Genomic DNA, 15,709 nt, shown 5'->3' with positions numbered 1-15,709 from the left:
CATTATGGAAATCAATATAAATAATAACAGCACGACATTTCAGCTTCATCCTACGTTTCCTGTCAAGGGCGAAAAAACAGTATGGCAAACGCTGCAAAATGGCAAAGCTGTTGATAGCTTAATGGTGACATTTGATAATCACAATTCAGCAATTAACTTTGCTCAAGAAGCAACGTTAATACTTGAAATGGCTGTTGAGGGATGGTCGTTTTTTGGTAACGGAATAGAGTACTGCCAAGCAATTGATAACTGTAATTACAACTTGCGCTCGTATGTCTCTTCAGACAATAAAACCTTAGTACTGAAGATTGCCAATGTGGGTCAAACCCAGCAGTTTATTAATGCACAAAACCCTGACTTACCGATCCCTTTAGATCAAGTGGTGGCGGTTAACCTTGCAACTGCGACACCTTCAGATGCTGACCTGGCTATTTCTTTTCGTTATGTTGTGCAATTTGCTGATCCTAATACAGCAGAGGCACAAATCTTTATGTCACAAGATCCGGGTGTGATTATTAGACGACCTCCAGTCGAAAGGTAATCCACTCTTATTGCAGGCAAAAACTGCCTGCTTTATTGCTAAAAATAGTAAATTTACACAGCGGTTGATACCAAGGAAACTGAAACCATTCAATGGGATAACCTGCTTGTAAAGATTCTTCAAAGCTTACTAAGGCAGACTCAAATTGTTTTGCTTGAGTATTCACAAGTGTCGCGGTGTAAAAGTAAAATTGTTTGTTCTCGTTGTTTACAACAACAGAGCTCAATGTTTTAAGCGCATTCATATGGTCACCGACTTGACTGTAAGCTTGCGCTTTTTCTAATAACTCTTGCGCACTCGGCTTTGCAATGACTTTGTTGATTATTTGCTGGTAATAATCGTGCGCTTGTTGTGTTTGAGCGTTCACATTTAATAAGTCAGCATAATTTAAGATGATGCCGGTATTCTCAGTCGCGAGTTCGAGTGCTTTTTGGGCGTAATAAAGCGCTTTTTCTGGCTGTTGGTCAAGCCATAAAGCGAGGCTTAAGTTACTGTAATCAATCGGTGTTTGTGAGCTATCAATAAAAGATAAATAATGTTGGATGCTTTTTTTATACTCACCTTGTCCCATATATATATCCGCTAATAACTGATTGGCAAATAAGTCATCAGGTAGCGCATTAACGATACGTAAAGTCTCGTTTAGCGCTTGTTCAAAATCGCTTTCGATATAGTACAAATAAGCCAATGATTTCCTAAGTGCTAAGTTCGGAGTGAGCTCAAGAGATTTTAAATAGTATTGCTTTGTTTCTTTAAATTGATTTTGAGCGTAGTGCCATCTCCCGAGCAAGCTGTAATAATGGCTAGGGTTTTTAGGTTTTAATAACTCGATGACATTACGAGCTTTTTCCCATTCTTGCTGGGCTTGATACAGGCTGAATAAATCAAGGTGATAGCTTTCACTTTGTTTGTATTGACTTGGTGAGCTGGCTAACAGTGCTTCCATTTGGGTTAAATGCTCAGGGTTTTTATCAATGTGATAGGTATTGAGGGCAAGCTCTCGGTATAAACTATACGCACTATAAATTTTGTTGTTTTGTTTCAATAATGTATAGAGTTGATCTAATGAATTTTTGTCTGATGTATTATTTAAATCACCATTTAAAAAAGCTTGTTTAATGGATAAATATTGTTGGTAGTTTTGTTCATCGCCATCGTTTAGCTGAGTGCTAATATCGTGGCCGCCTGTAATTTGTTCAAGCAAGGTTTGACTAAACGTATATAAATGAGTGTAGTTTTCGACATTAAGCCTCCCTGATTTTTCATTGTGTACATACCAAGATGGAGCGCGGTAAGATTGCAATTTAACTTGGCAAAAGATCTTCTCACAACGAATGGTGGGGCGGATAATGACGGATGCGCCTAATTCTTTACCAGCAATCGCCAACTGTTCACTGTGACTTTTAGCGGTCATTTGGTCGATTAATCGTGCATCGGTTTCTGGCAGTAACTTGAACTGGTCATTCTGGATAAAGTACTGGCTAAGGGCATCATCGATTGTCAGCGTGAAATTGGTTTTGACTGTATTGAGTGCGGTTGAGGGTAATAATAAGACCGTCTCTTTCTCTTTTGGGGTTATCAACCAGTACCCAAGTGTTGCACTGACTAACATAAGGCTAAGTACAGCAGCAAATAACTTGAACATTGACTTGGACTGGTTGGCAGCAGGTAAGACTTTGGTGATAGCTAATGTATCATCAGTCGCCATATCGTAATGTTGTTCTATAAAACGCAATCGCGTTAGCACATCTTCACTATTTTCAGGGCGTTGCTTTTTATCCACTTCGACTAATTGATTGAGTAGCTGTGCGAGTGCCTCAGGCAATAGCGGGAGCAAGCTTTGTGCATCGAGCTTGGGGTGTTTAAACATGTTGTCAACCAGGCTACTTTGTTTGCTTACAAAGGGATGACGCTGATAAAACATATCAAAGGCGAGTAATCCTAAACAAAATAAGTCACTGTGTTGATCGAGCGCTTGCCCATTTAGGTGCTCAGGAGAGGCCGTTAGCACAGAGCCATAATTGATGCTTCTGGGTTGTGGGTTGTGTTCGCTAATACTGATCCCAAAATCGACTAACTTGACGTCATTGTCTTGGTTAACAATGATATTGCTACTTTTTAGATCGCAATGAAACACACCTCGTTGATGAGCGTGAACTAACGCTTGGCATATTTGCGTTACAATATTGAGTTTTTGTTTTTCAGTTAATACCGCTGTTTTTAGGTGCTGTTTCAGCGTCGGGCCTTCGACTAGCTCCATGATGATCAGAGTATGTGCTAAGTGCTCTAATACATCGTAAACTTGTACTATGTTAGGGTGATTCAGTGCGGCTAAATTTTTGGCTTCTAATTGACTATTGGGGTGATCGCTCAGTGAGCATATTTTAATTGCGATAGGGCGATTGAGACGAGGATCGTGACCCAAGTAGACTTCACCCATGCCGCCTTTGCCAATTGGCTCGCTAATGGTGTATCCCTTTGTGGCTAAAAACTCCGCTAACCCATCAATCACAAAATGATCCTTTTCACTCTCGCTATCGTCAGTGCCAATTATGGCTCTTTTTGGTTTTAGTTAATATACCAAGCAAAAAACGTGCGATGTAATTATAACGCTGGGCTAATTTATACCATTTGTCCGTGTTGAAGCAAAGGCATTTCCCTGTTGGTATGGGAGTAATTAGCCAGTATTGACTCTTAATTAGCTATTTGATGTAGCTGGTTTTTATTGTTAAATTTGAATTTAAACAATAACCCAATCACCAAACACAGTGGCACAATCGACACACTATTCAATGTTTGAAAACCAACGGTACTTTCAAGCCAGCCCGCACCTAATGCAGACACCGTGACCATGCTAAATACTAAAAATTCATTGGCAGCTTGGCTTTTGGCTTTTTCGCTTGCTTGGTAGGTTTGTGACACCATTTGAGTGGCTGCAATAAACATAAAATTCCAACCGACACCGAGCGCAAATAAAGCCAGTAAAAAATGATGATGTGTGACACCCAGTAAATTGATGCCGATACACAGTAACATCAATGCAGAGCCCAAAAGCATAGTGTGTATTTGCCCTATTTTTTCAATCAGTTTACCGGTGAAAAAAGAGGGTAAAAACATGCCTAAGACATGCCATTCAATGACTAAGGCTGATTGGGCTAAATCAAAGCCATGGCGATGCATCGCAAGTGGCGTGGCCGTCATCAGCAAGTTCATTAAGGTGTATGACACCATGGCCACAAACGCGGCGATAATAAACGATTCTTGAGCCATTATTTGTTTGAGTGGGCGAGCGGGTCCTGAGTCTTGTGTGTTATGTGGCGAGTGAAAACGGATAAACTGTAGCAGCACAATGGCCAGAGAATACAGCGCCGCTAAGGCCAAAAATGTTGCACTGTAGTTGATAGAATCAACATGGTGGTCAACCCAAATCGCTAAATTAGGGCCTATAACAGCAGCAACCACGCCACTGGCCATAATCAGCGAAATGGCTTGACTGGGTTTGTCGGGGCAGGCCTCGATAGCAGCAAAACGATAGAGAGTGGCAAAACCAATGCCGATGCCAATGAACCCTGTTGCAATACAAAATAACAAAAATGACTGTTGCTCAAGGGCGTACCAGCCAAGGAGTGCTCCGCTGATCCCGATACAGTTGCCGGTCGTAAAACCAAGTTTTCGCCCTGTTTTAGCCATTAATAATGACGCAGGAATGGTGGCGAGTAATAGGCCTAAGCATTGTGTGGCAACTGGTAGTGTAATCCAAGTCACGCTGGGGCTAATTTTTTGACCTATTAATGCCGTAATGGCCACTAACATAATGTTACCGGTAACAATTAGGCCTTGGCATAAAGCTAAAATAATAACGTGGCGGTTCACAGTGTTCCTTAAAAAGTTGTTTTGCAGGCTTAAAACTGTTGGTTATAAGGCATAACGACAGGGCGTAATGAAGCTAGACACTTTAATCAATATTTGGGCTAAACTAAAGCCCATTTTATTTACAGGTAAATGGTTGAATGAGACACCAAATTTGGCAGCAATTAAAAGTAGAAGCAACAGAGCTGGTAAAAAAAGAGCCGCTGTTAGCCAGTCACGTCTATTCGTGTATTTTAAATCATGAGTGTTTAGGCTCTGCACTGAGCTTTATTGTTGCAAACAAATTGTCTGATGCGGTTGTGTCTGCATTTACCTTTCGAGAATTATTTGATCAAGCGTTTGTTGATTGTGACCGAATGCTGACGCATGTGTCTCACGATATTAAAGCGGTAAAAGATCGCGATCCTGCTGCGGATAGTTATTTAACAGTGTTATTGAATCTAAAAGGGTTTCAGTCGATTCAAGTGCATCGTTTAGCGCATTGTTTATGGCGACAAGATCGTAAAGAGTTAGCTCGATTTATTCAAAGCCGTAATTCTGAAGTGTTTGGGGTCGATATTCATCCAGCTTGTAAAATTGGTCATGGCATTATGTTTGACCATGCCACAGGTATCGTCATTGGTGAAACCGCCGTGATTGAAGATAACGTGTCTATTTTGCAAGGGGTGACCTTAGGCGGTACGGGTAACGAGCAAGGAGACCGTCATCCTAAAATCCGTGAAGGTGTGATGATAGGTGCTGGGGCGAAAGTGCTTGGTAACATTGAAGTGGCAGAAGGCGCGCGAATTGGAGCGGGCTCAGTGGTTTTAAGCCCTGTAAAAGCGCACACCACTGTAGTGGGAGTGCCTGCAAAAGTCGTGGGTAAGCCTTGTAATCGTCCAGCTGAAACCATGGATCAAAATGTATTAGCCTTGGCGGATGATTCGTTGACCAGTGCATGGTTGTGATGTTTTTTATATAATCGTATTTTTTGAGAGGTCAGAATTGTCTGGCCTTTTTTATTGTTAGTTTTTAAAAGTGAACACGATGCGTTTAGCCGCCAAAAAAATCGCTCAGCTAGCCTTGTTATTTGTAATCTTGCTAACTGTGTTTGTTGTGTACCAGATCCATTATTTGTATCAGTTTAAAATCGCAGATATGGACGATAAAGTACGTGAAATATCGGGGATCGAGTTTGATAAACAACAGCGTTTATGGGCCATTAACGATGGCGGTGGTGGGCCATTTTTACATCAGGTGGATGTCAGTGGGCAAGTCACACGCTCAGTCAAAATAACCAACGCCAAAAACCTTGATTGGGAAGATATGACACAAAACGATTTTGGTCATTTCTTTATTGGTGATTTTGGCAACAATGATCAAAAACGCGAATGGTTAACCATTTATAAAATTGAAAACCCAATTGATATTAAAGGTGAGACAACAGAAGCTGAGATCATTAAATTTAACTATCCCACGTTTAGTGATACGAGTGAAAAAAGTGCACAAGGTATTCATGATTTAGAAGCGTTTGTATCGTTTAATCGTTCGCTTTACCTGTTTACAAAAAATCGGACATCCCCTTTTGATGGCCAAACTCATATCTTTAAAATTGGCGATCACGCCAGTAATTTTGCCGCCGAATATATTAGCTCTTTTACCACTTGCACAGATGTAAAGGTATTATGTTGGGTCACATCGGCTGCTCTTAGTCCTGACCGTAGTAAGCTTGTTTTGCTCGATTCAGAGCGCTTATGGTTATTCGAAAATTGGTCAGAAGATGATTTTTTTAGTGGAGACGTGTCGCAGATTGATTTAGGGATCGTGACGCAAAAAGAATCTGTGACCTTTTATGATAATCAGACCCTGATCTTTACAGATGAAAACTTTAAGGGCATGGGAGGAAATGCGTATAAAATAAATCTAGATGAGGTTCCAATAAAAAAACGATTTAAATCAGCTCAGTAAAAAGTTGTACCTTAAAGTAAAACTATGTTTACAAAATGTAACTTTTTCGTTTTTCGGAATTATTCAGTGTATTGATAACAAAAAATTAACTGTTATTGTGTTCCCAGTTTATTAACAACTTAAAATAATACGGGAACTATTATGATGAAAAAAACGATGATGAGCTTAGCTATATTAGCTTCGCTTAATGTATATGCTGAGCAAGCACTGTTTAATGTGACAGCTAGTCATGCCCCTTTGACTATCAATGAATTTGCGAAAAGCCAATCAATACTGAGCAGCGCGCAGTTTAACCTCAGTGCTGAAACAGCAAGTTTAACCATTCCTCTTGATGGGATGGAGATTGAGTTTACTAAGCAGCAGGCGCAGCAAAGTGCCAGCGGTAACTTGATTTGGCAAGGGGTGAATGAACAAGGCGAACATGCAACTTTAGTACAAAGCAATGCAGGAGTGACTGGCACAGTTCAATTTGGAAATCGCCTGTTTAAAATTCAACCGACTGATAATAATAGCCATTTAATCACTGAGATTGATCAATCCAACACCCCACAAGAGCATCCACAGGGATTTAATGAAAATGCACCTAGCCATCTTGAAGATTTAAATTTTAATCAAATCTTAAACAACAGCGAACTAGCTGCGGCAGCAGCTGTTGCTGATATTAAACTTTTGGTTGTGTACACGGCCACCGCTCAATCTAAAGTTGCAGATATCAATAGCTTAATTGATTTAGCGATTACAGAAACCAATGCAGGTTATGGTAACTCAGGGATTAATGCAAAAGTAACATTGGCGCATAAAGCGAAAGTCAATTATACCGAAGCGCCTAATTCAAGTACGGATTTAGCCCGTTTAGCAGCCAAAAACGATGGTTATATGGACGAAGTGCACAGCCTACGTGACCAATACGCTGCTGATGTTGTGGTACTTGTCCACGATACAAATGGCTATTGTGGTGAAGCTGATGCGATTGGCGCCAATGCGGATTCTGCGTTTGTGATTGTCGATTATGATTGTGCAACAGGTTATTACTCGTTTGGGCATGAAATTGGCCACCTTCAAGGGGCACGTCATAATCCAGAAAATGATCCCACTACCACACCTTACGCGTACGGGCATGGCTATCAAGATCCGCAATCGCGTTGGCGCTCAGTGATGGCATATAACTGTACCTCAGGCTGTACACGAATCAATTATTGGTCAAACCCAAACAAAACCTATAACGGAGATGTAATGGGAACCACAGCACGAAACGATAATGCTCGGGTATTAAACTTAACTTCACCTGCTATGGCTAATTTCAGAACGGGTGTTATTTTACCGCCTGAAGTCATTGTTATGGACAATGATCAAGCACAAACAGTTTCTGGGGCAAAAGACAGTCAGACTTTTTATAGCTTCAGCGTGCCAAGCGGTGCGAGCAATATCAGTATTGCCACTTCGGGTGGCACGGGCGATGCCGATCTTTATGTTAAGTTAGGCAGTAAAGCTGGCACTAATAATTGGGATTGTCGCCCATTTAAATCAGGTAATACAGAAAGCTGCTCTTTAACGCAAAGTGGTGAGTACTCTGTGATGCTATCTGCCTATAGCACGTACAATAATGTGCGCTTAATTGGCAGTTATCAATTGGGTGGGGTGACGTTACCCATCGTCGTTAACGAGTCAAATATCAGCCTAGCAAAGGGAGCATGGCAATATTTTTCGGTGGATGCACCGGCAAATGCGACTAATGTGAGTGTGACCATTTCAGGTGGGACAGGGGATGCAGATTTATATGTTCGTAAAGGCTCGCAGCCCACTTTACAGAATTACACCTGTCGCCCTTGGCGTGAGGGTAATTCAGAGTCGTGCTCAGAAAATAATACAGTCGCAACAACTTGGCATGTCGGTGTTTACGGCTACGCTGCAGTGACTGGTTTAAACCTAGAAATCAATGTTCAGTAATTAACATTCAGTAATCTAGCGACATTAAAAAAGCCACCTTATGAAAATAGGGTGGCTTTTTATTTTCTTGACTCTAAATGAGCTATAAAGAACTGAGACGAGTTTTAGTTCAGTTCAATCCAGGCCATATTCCAATATAAGCCCACGCCCGGTTCATATTGATTTGAGCCTTCTGACCACTGTACGCAGTAACCATTATATGGCCAAGGTTTACACTGATACACTTTACCATTTTTAGGTTGAAAGACCGTTGTTCCTGCTTTGTAGCTGCTTAGGCCTTCAGGGAAAGTGTAATCAGCATCTGTTGTTGGAGGTTCTACAGGATCAACCGGATCACCTCCGTCTGTAGGGGTTACAAGATTAAGGTGGAATGTTGCTTGATCTGTGGTGCCATTTTCAGTGAGGTAGCTGATCACTAAATTGTAGTGGCCAGCTTCTGCTTCTGGGTATGACATCGTTAATTCAGTTTGGCCCGCTTCTACTTGGAAGGTGTGTGTGACCACGCTACGATAGTTTTTATTGAGCGTTGCTGTAATGCTCGCCTTTTCACTAATGTCGGTGGTGAATGTGAATTTGACATCGCTGTCATTAATTTCATAACGATGGCTAATTCCTGACACGTCAAAGTCAGGTTTAGGCAAAGGAGCTGCGACAAACTCAAGCTCGACGGAGCTTATACCTGAGTTACTTTGTGCAAAAATTTCATTGCGTCCAGCCATTGGTTGAATAGTGTTGTTATCGTCCAGTTGACCGGCTTGTAGCCAAGATTGTGTTGCATTGATTTTATTCGCCAGTGCGAGTGGCCAATTGGTACCAAGACCCGCTTCGTCGGTGTCAATTGTTAACACGGTTTGCAATGACGCTAACTCTTTTGAATCATGGCCGAATACTCGTGTTTTGATGCTTGAACCGGCTCTTAAATCACGACCAGCTAGAATGTCGCCAACATCTTGCCAATAAACTTGGTTGGTATCACCGTTGTCGATCATTAAATCAACCGTATTGTAGAAACTCATGCCAGTATCACCTACATCCCAGACTCCCAGTACAATGTGATAGCCATTGCGGTCAGCCGGCACATTACACAAATGAGTGACGTTACGAGGCGGTTGTTTGTAATGACCTGAGTATTCACAAAACGGCACGGCTTCAAATTGGTCACGTGTTAATGGGCTATTTGGATCCCAGGTGGTTTTGGTAATGAAATAACGCCAATCGCGTGTAGAGTGGTTGGCGGTAAACGTCCAAGTGAATTCATTCGGACCGGCTTTGATTGGCCGTTTTGTCCAACGACTGATTGTTTGTGCGTTTAATTGACTAAATGCACGGTGACCAGCACTGGCAATATGACCATCGGCAGGCCCCGTTTCAGGAAAGCGGTCTGGCCCTTCAAGGCTTTGCGGTTCATAGACAACATTGCCACAACTGGTGTTTTCGCCAAGGCGACATAAATAACCACGAGACTCTGGTTTGGAAATATAGCCATGAGCCGATACGGTCTGTGACAGTGGCATTAACAGGGCTGCAGCAATGGGGGTCATCGCCAGTAGCGTTTTATTGATGTGTTTCATTTTGCTCCTAAAAGACATAAAAGGCTGTATTAAGTGTGTCTAGAGGCACATTTATTAACAACTAGCCATAAAGTTGGTTCTTTATAATTGGTTTTTGTTATTCACTTAATACAAAAGGTTTGTTGCACCCGGAATGGTAACTAGTTATTAAGTTAGAAACAATTCACGCTGTGAATGAAAGGCAAAATCAAGTGAGCATCATTTTACTTTTTTGTATTTGTTTATGTACAAGTGCCCCCAATCTCCTGAGCTTTCGCTCCGTTTGTTCGGCCCAGTTGAGCGCGAATGAGAGACGAAAGCAGTGTTGATACAACGCTCGCTCACAAAAAACCTCACCCGGAAAGAATGAGATGTGTTCTTTTCTGGCTTCATCTAGCAAAGTAGAGCTGTCGCAACCTGTTGGTAAGGCAACCCAAACGACTAGCCCTCCTTTGGGTTGAGAGATACGAGTTTGAGCAGGGAAATGAGTCTTAATAATAACGTGCATTTTTTCGAAATTTTGCTGTAGGGTTTTTCGCAGTTGCTTAACATGTTTTTGATAGCGCCCTGATTGCATCAATTCGGCAATCAGTTTTTGGCTGATCAGTGGCTCTGATATATTTCTAAATGCTTTGGCTTGCATGATCGCTGCGTAGTGTTTTCCTGGTGCTATCCAGCCTAAACGAAAACCCGAGCCGACAATTTTTGACACGGAGGAGCAATAAATCACTTTATTGGTGTGATCAAAATGTTTAATGGCTAACGTTGTTGCGCCAGAAAAATTCAGCTCAGAATACAGATCATCTTCAATAATGGTGAAATCAAATTGTTCGGCTAGTTGGCAAAGCCTGTGGCGTTCGTCTTCGGGCATTAAGCTGCCTGTTGGATTGCTGAATGAGGGGGCGATTAACAGTGCTTTAATTGGCCAACTCGCCAGCGCCATTTCAAGTGCCTCAATGCTCATTCCGCGCTCTAAGTGGCAAGGTATTTCAATGACTTTTAACTTTAGTGCACTACAGACTTGTAAAAATCCTGGAAAACAAGGGCTCTCGACAGCAACCACATCGCCAGTTTGGCACAACGTCGATAAGGCGAGGGCGATTGCATCTTGGCAGCCACTGGTTATGATCAGTTCATCGGGATGCAAGTGCACTCCGACATTGGCTACATGTTTGGCAATCTGCTTTCTAAGAGTTAAATCGCCGCTAGTATAGTGAGTTTGTACAAGCTCATGGATATGATAACGCGTTAACTGATGAAGTGTTTTTTGCATGTGCGTTAAAGGGAGTAATTGTGGGGGCAACTCCGCGGTGCCAAAGTTATAGGTCTGGGGGTGCTGACATAGAGTCAAAATATCAAACATGCTGTTATTGAGCTGCAAGTGACTCGGTGCTTCCAATGCAATCGGATGAGGGCTGGCTTGCTCGAGTACATAAAAACCAGAGTTGGCTTTGGCAACGATTAAATTTTGTTGCTCTAAATATTGATAGGCGCTTTGAATCGTTGTCACACTGACATTAAATTGTTGGCATGCCATTCTGATGGTCGGTAACTGATCTTTGGGCGCTAAAGTGCCATCGTTAATTTGGTGTGCAATGCGCTCTGCAATAACACGATATTTTAATCGATGCATACTCTTCCTTGCTGTGTAACGTCAACGAGCATTAAGAACGGTACAATTTTATAAAAATAGAACGGTACATTGTTTTTTACTTTATTTTGTACTGCTAATTTACGCTGTATGTGTCTCTATTTCGAGCATTTTGATTGATTTATAGTGTTTATCAATTAACCAAATAGGAATAAAGCCATGCCATTAGTAAGCCCTCTTGCAGCCGACAGCAATCCAGAAGTCGCACAATTAGCTGAGTTTTTTAATGAAACATTAGGCTTTTGCCCTAACAGTGTTTTAACCATGATGCGTCGCCCAAAAATAGCCAAAGCATTTATCGCATTGAATATGGCAGTGATGGATAATCAAGGCCGAGTAACCAGTGCATTAAAGCGATTGATTGCGTATGTGTCGAGTAATGCAACAGGTTGTCGTTATTGCCAAGCACATACTATTCGTGCGGCAGAGCGTTACGGTGCAGAGCAAGCTCAACTTGATAACATTTGGCAGTATCGCACCCATCAAGCATTCAATGAAGCTGAGCGAGCTGCGTTAGATTTTTCGTTAGCGGCGTCACAAGTACCCAATGGCGTGGATGCAGATATTCAAGCGCGTTTGCATGAATATTGGAGTGAAGATGAGATTGTTGAAATACTCGGCGTCATCGCATTATTTGGCTACCTCAATCGTTGGAATGATTCAATGGCAACAACCCTCGAAGAGGGCGCAATCGCCTCTGGCGAAGCCTTATTAAGCCAACAAGGTTGGGCGATAGAAAAACACCAATAATAGTCAACTTAGGCAATAACAAGAGGTGTTTCTTTACAAGTTATCAGCCACCTCTGTACAGTAAGCTGACATTATCAATTGGGTTTACGTATGACTCGCGACTCTTTATTACGCCAAATAATTTTATTTGATCAACCTGATACTGCTTGGCGTCATTTAGCTGACTTCCCCCGTCTTGAAGATGCACCAGCAATACTGGTTGAGAAATCAATGTTGTTACATGTTTTGGAATTGTTTTATCGCAATCTAATCGATGAAGACGCGCTGACTGATTGGGCCGATCTTATCAGTCACAGTGATGAAATAGAGGGGCGCAGTATTGATGATTATCTGTATGCGCTTGCTAATCCTGAGTTAATGGGGGGCTTAACTCAGGATTCTGTGGGTAAAATCATCATGATTTTACAATCGGAGGTCGCCGATTAACTTATTTGGGGCTAACAGACAAAACGGTAGATTCGAACATTCCGTTGGCCAGTTTTGTTGTTACAGTTGTACCAACATGCAGTGCCTCTGCTGATTTGATGACGTGACCTTTATCATCTTTGGTAATGCTATACCCCCGAGATAAGACAGCTAATGGACTGACCGCTTCGAGTTGTGCGGCATATAAAGCAAGTTGGTTATGGCCGTCTTTTAATGTTTGTGTCATTACTTGATTCAAACGATTTTCGAGTTGTTGAAGCCTATGTTGTGCATTCTGGATGTGTGTTTGAGGTGAGCGCAGCATGAGTCGGTTTTCGATTTGCGAATGCTGAGTGCGCGCTGTATTGATTCGTTGCGCCATGGCTTGCTGCAAGGCTAATTGCAATTCATCGAGCTTTTGCGCTTTTTGCTGTAATTGGTTTTGCGGATGACATAACGATAATCGATGATGTAATTCAAGTGCTTGCTGGTTAAGGCGGGCATAGGCATGTTTAAATGCATGATGCAGGCGCTGCTTCTGTTGTTCAATAAAGGCGAACAATTGCTGTTGATCGGGACTTACCAGTTCAGCAGCCGCAGAAGGGGTTGCGGCGCGAATATCCGCGACAAAATCACTAATAGTGGTATCTATTTCGTGACCGACAGCACTGACTACAGGGAGTTGGCTGGCATAAATAGCTCGAGCAAGCAGTTCGTGATTAAAACACCACAAATCTTCAAGAGAGCCACCACCTCGTCCTAAAATGAGGACATCGACTTCATTGCGGGCATTGGCTAGGGCGAGTTGTTCTATGAGTTGCTGGTGCGCATTTGCCCCTTGCACTTGAGCAGGGTAAATTACCACTTCAAGTTGCGGTGCTCTGCGATGTAATACGGTGAGAATGTCTTTAATCGCTGCACCTGTGGCTGAGGTTATAATCCCCACTTTGTTGATTGTACTTGGTAACGGTTTTTTAAGCGCGCTGCTAAAGAGTCCTTCGGCAGCGAGTTGCATTTTTAATGCTTCAAATTGTTGTTTCAGTTGTCCTTCGCCAGCAGGTTCCATATGTTCAACAATCAGTTGATAGTCCCCTCGAGGCTCGTAAAGCGAAATGCGGGCCCGCATATGTACTTGGTCGCCATTTTTGGGTTTAAACTGCATTTTTTGATTGTTGCCTCGCCACATGGCTGCGCGAATTTGGGCGAGGTCGTCCTTCACGGTAAAGTACCAATGACCAGAACTTGGGCTAACAAAGTTTGAAATCTCACCATTAATCGTAATAGAGGCAAAGTTACGCTCTAAAATCTGACGGATTTCTTTGTTTAAACGCGTCACAGTGTAAACGGTTGATGAATTTTGTGAATGGTACATAAGCCAGGTATCTGTTTTTAAACAACAGCGGGTACTTTAACATAAATATTCTGGAATTTTGTTTACTCAACTTAGAACTGCTGATAAAATTTTACCGCAACTCCCTCTATATATATTTATATATTAACCTTCAATTGTGAGAAGTTGCCAAATGCTAAGAATAGCTAAAGAAGCTTTAACCTTTGATGACGTACTTTTAGTACCTGGTCATTCTACCGTATTACCTCATACTGCAAACCTGAAAACACGCTTAACGCGTGGTATCGAACTTAATTTACCTTTAGTGTCAGCGTCAATGGACACAGTGACAGAAGCACGCCTAGCGATTGCGATGGCACAAGAGGGCGGTTTAGGTTTCATTCACAAAAACATGACCATAGAAGAACAGGCAAGAAACGTTCGTAAAGTGAAAACATACGAAGCGGGGATTGTTTCTGATCCTGTTACTGTGACAGCCGACTTAACCATTCAAGAAGCTCTGGCTTTATCTGAAGATAAAGGCTTCTCTGGTTTCCCTGTGACAGATGAAACCAATACCTTAATTGGTATTGTAACTAGCCGTGATATGCGTTTTGAAACAAAGTTAGAGCAACCTGTTTCAACAGTTATGACGCAGCAGGACAAATTAGTCACAGTTAAAGAAGGTGCACAACGTGAGCAAATCTTAGGATTGATGCACGAACACCGTATCGAAAAAATTCTAGTTGTTGATGATGCGTTTAAGTTAAAAGGCATGATCACTGTTAAAGATTTCCAAAAAGCACAAGAAAAACCAAATGCATGTAAAGACGAACGTGGTCGTTTACGTGTAGGTGCCGCTGTAGGCGTCGGTCCTGGCACTGATGAGCGTATTACTGCGTTAGTTGCAGCAGGTGTGGATGTGTTATTAATTGATACGTCACATGGTCACTCACAAGGTGTACTCGATCGCGTTGCCGAAACTCGTCAAGCTTTCCCTGATTTACAAATTGTTGCAGGTAATGTTGCCACTGCAGAAGGTGCAATCGCACTAGCTGACGCAGGTGTTGATGCTGTTAAAGTCGGGATTGGCCCAGGTTCTATTTGTACAACTCGTATTGTAACGGGTTGTGGTGTGCCTCAGTTAACGGCTATTTCAGATGCTGTTGAAGGTCTTAAAGGTCGTGATATTCCAGTGATTGCCGATGGTGGTATTCGTTTTTCTGGCGATATCGCAAAAGCGCTTGTAGCTGGCGCCTCTTCGGTCATGGTGGGATCAATGCTTGCTGGTACTGAAGAATCACCAGGTGAAGTAGAGTTGTATCAAGGCCGTTATTATAAATCATACCGTGGTATGGGTAGCCTTGGCGCAATGAATCAAAAAGAAGGTTCATCAGATCGCTACTTCCAAGATTCTAAGCAAGTTGAAAAATTGGTTCCAGAAGGGATTGAAGGTCGAGTTGCATATAAAGGACCGATTGCTAATATTATTCATCAGCAAGTAGGCGGGATCCGCAGCTCTATGGGCTTAACGGGTTGTGCAACCATCGCAGAAATGAACACCAAACCTATGTTTGTTCGTGTTACATCTGCAGGTATGGGTGAGTCACATGTTCATGATGTGCAAATCACTAAAGAAGCGCCGAACTACCGTCAAGGTTAATCGCTGCGCTTAATACCGGTCACGCTTTTGGGCTAACTCAGGTTAGCCCATCTTT

The 15,709-nt window shown here is 42.2% G+C and carries 12 protein-coding genes; 7 read left to right on the top strand and 5 right to left on the bottom strand.

The window, feature by feature from the left end; genetic code table 11:
- Nucleotides 1-4 precede the first annotated feature (4 nt).
- Nucleotides 5-541 carry a hypothetical protein gene (locus PULV_RS05800; RefSeq protein WP_193331138.1) on the top strand — a complete coding sequence of 179 codons (537 nt, stop codon included), beginning with the start codon at nt 5-7 and terminating at the stop codon, nt 539-541.
- A 7-nt stretch (nt 542-548) separates the two neighbouring features.
- Here PULV_RS05800 and PULV_RS05795 read toward each other — a convergent pair whose 3' ends face one another.
- Nucleotides 549-3,053 carry a serine/threonine-protein kinase gene (locus PULV_RS05795; RefSeq protein ID WP_193331137.1) on the bottom strand — a complete coding sequence of 835 codons (2,505 nt, stop codon included), beginning with the start codon at nt 3,051-3,053 and terminating at the stop codon, nt 549-551.
- Nucleotides 3,054-3,235: 182 nt separating this feature from the next.
- A complete protein-coding gene (locus tag PULV_RS05790; RefSeq protein WP_193331136.1) occupies nt 3,236-4,414 on the bottom strand; it encodes an MFS transporter in 1,179 nt (392 codons plus the stop codon).
- A 137-nt stretch (nt 4,415-4,551) separates the two neighbouring features.
- Here PULV_RS05790 and cysE point away from each other — a divergent pair, with 137 nt between their 5' ends.
- The 3 genes from cysE (at nt 4,552) to PULV_RS05775 (ending at nt 8,305) form a co-directional block, all read left to right on the top strand.
- Complete coding sequence (gene cysE, locus PULV_RS05785; RefSeq protein WP_086742488.1) at nt 4,552-5,358, top strand: serine O-acetyltransferase; 807 nt, start codon at nt 4,552-4,554, stop codon at nt 5,356-5,358.
- A 79-nt stretch (nt 5,359-5,437) separates the two neighbouring features.
- Nucleotides 5,438-6,358, top strand: a complete 921-nt coding sequence (locus tag PULV_RS05780) for a hypothetical protein (RefSeq protein WP_193331135.1) — start codon at nt 5,438-5,440, stop codon at nt 6,356-6,358.
- 141 nt (nt 6,359-6,499) lie between these two features.
- Nucleotides 6,500-8,305 (top strand): pre-peptidase C-terminal domain-containing protein, encoded by a 1,806-nt coding sequence (locus PULV_RS05775; RefSeq protein ID WP_193331134.1) that lies wholly within the window; start codon nt 6,500-6,502, stop codon nt 8,303-8,305.
- A gap of 104 nt (nt 8,306-8,409) precedes the next feature.
- Here PULV_RS05775 and gbpA read toward each other — a convergent pair whose 3' ends face one another.
- Together gbpA and PULV_RS05765 are read right to left on the bottom strand one after the other, a co-directional pair.
- Nucleotides 8,410-9,876, bottom strand: a complete 1,467-nt coding sequence (gene gbpA, locus PULV_RS05770) for an N-acetylglucosamine-binding protein GbpA (protein ID WP_193331133.1) — start codon at nt 9,874-9,876, stop codon at nt 8,410-8,412.
- A gap of 187 nt (nt 9,877-10,063) precedes the next feature.
- Nucleotides 10,064-11,488 (bottom strand): aminotransferase-like domain-containing protein, encoded by a 1,425-nt coding sequence (locus PULV_RS05765; RefSeq protein ID WP_193331132.1) that lies wholly within the window; start codon nt 11,486-11,488, stop codon nt 10,064-10,066.
- Between the two features lie 177 nt (nt 11,489-11,665).
- Here PULV_RS05765 and PULV_RS05760 point away from each other — a divergent pair, with 177 nt between their 5' ends.
- Nucleotides 11,666-12,256: a carboxymuconolactone decarboxylase family protein gene (locus tag PULV_RS05760; protein WP_193331131.1), complete on the top strand. Its 591-nt coding sequence runs from the start codon at nt 11,666-11,668 to the stop codon at nt 12,254-12,256.
- A 90-nt stretch (nt 12,257-12,346) separates the two neighbouring features.
- Nucleotides 12,347-12,682, top strand: coding sequence for a hypothetical protein (locus PULV_RS05755; RefSeq protein ID WP_193331130.1), 336 nt, complete (start codon nt 12,347-12,349; stop codon nt 12,680-12,682).
- 1 nt (nt 12,683) lies between these two features.
- Here PULV_RS05755 and xseA read toward each other — a convergent pair whose 3' ends face one another.
- Nucleotides 12,684-14,033, bottom strand: coding sequence for an exodeoxyribonuclease VII large subunit (gene xseA / locus PULV_RS05750; protein WP_193331129.1), 1,350 nt, complete (start codon nt 14,031-14,033; stop codon nt 12,684-12,686).
- Between the two features lie 151 nt (nt 14,034-14,184).
- On the opposite strand from xseA, the gene guaB reads away from it, so the two are divergent.
- Complete coding sequence (guaB, locus tag PULV_RS05745) at nt 14,185-15,654, top strand: IMP dehydrogenase (protein ID WP_086742495.1); 1,470 nt, start codon at nt 14,185-14,187, stop codon at nt 15,652-15,654.
- Nucleotides 15,655-15,709 lie beyond the last annotated feature (55 nt).

Source organism: Pseudoalteromonas ulvae UL12, assembly GCF_014925405.1.
In the GTDB taxonomy this organism is placed as follows: Bacteria; Pseudomonadota; Gammaproteobacteria; order Enterobacterales; family Alteromonadaceae; genus Pseudoalteromonas; species Pseudoalteromonas ulvae.
The sequence above is the reverse complement of the archived record's forward strand: the minus strand, read 5'-3'. Positions and strand labels throughout refer to the sequence as shown.

Bases quoted from the DNA above. Each gene is read 5' to 3' on its own strand.
- PULV_RS05800 (WP_193331138.1), top strand. From the start codon at position 5: ATGGAAATCAATATAAATAATAACAGCACGACATTTCAGCTTCATCCT.
- cysE (WP_086742488.1), top strand. From the start codon at position 4,552: ATGAGACACCAAATTTGGCAGCAATTAAAAGTAGAAGCAACAGAGCTG.
- PULV_RS05780 (WP_193331135.1), top strand. From the start codon at position 5,438: ATGCGTTTAGCCGCCAAAAAAATCGCTCAGCTAGCCTTGTTATTTGTA.
- PULV_RS05775 (WP_193331134.1), top strand. From the start codon at position 6,500: ATGATGAAAAAAACGATGATGAGCTTAGCTATATTAGCTTCGCTTAAT.
- gbpA (WP_193331133.1), bottom strand. From the start codon at position 9,876: ATGAAACACATCAATAAAACGCTACTGGCGATGACCCCCATTGCTGCA.
- PULV_RS05765 (WP_193331132.1), bottom strand. From the start codon at position 11,488: ATGCATCGATTAAAATATCGTGTTATTGCAGAGCGCATTGCACACCAA.
- PULV_RS05760 (WP_193331131.1), top strand. From the start codon at position 11,666: ATGCCATTAGTAAGCCCTCTTGCAGCCGACAGCAATCCAGAAGTCGCA.
- PULV_RS05755 (WP_193331130.1), top strand. From the start codon at position 12,347: ATGACTCGCGACTCTTTATTACGCCAAATAATTTTATTTGATCAACCT.
- xseA (WP_193331129.1), bottom strand. From the start codon at position 14,033: ATGTACCATTCACAAAATTCATCAACCGTTTACACTGTGACGCGTTTA.
- guaB (WP_086742495.1), top strand. From the start codon at position 14,185: ATGCTAAGAATAGCTAAAGAAGCTTTAACCTTTGATGACGTACTTTTA.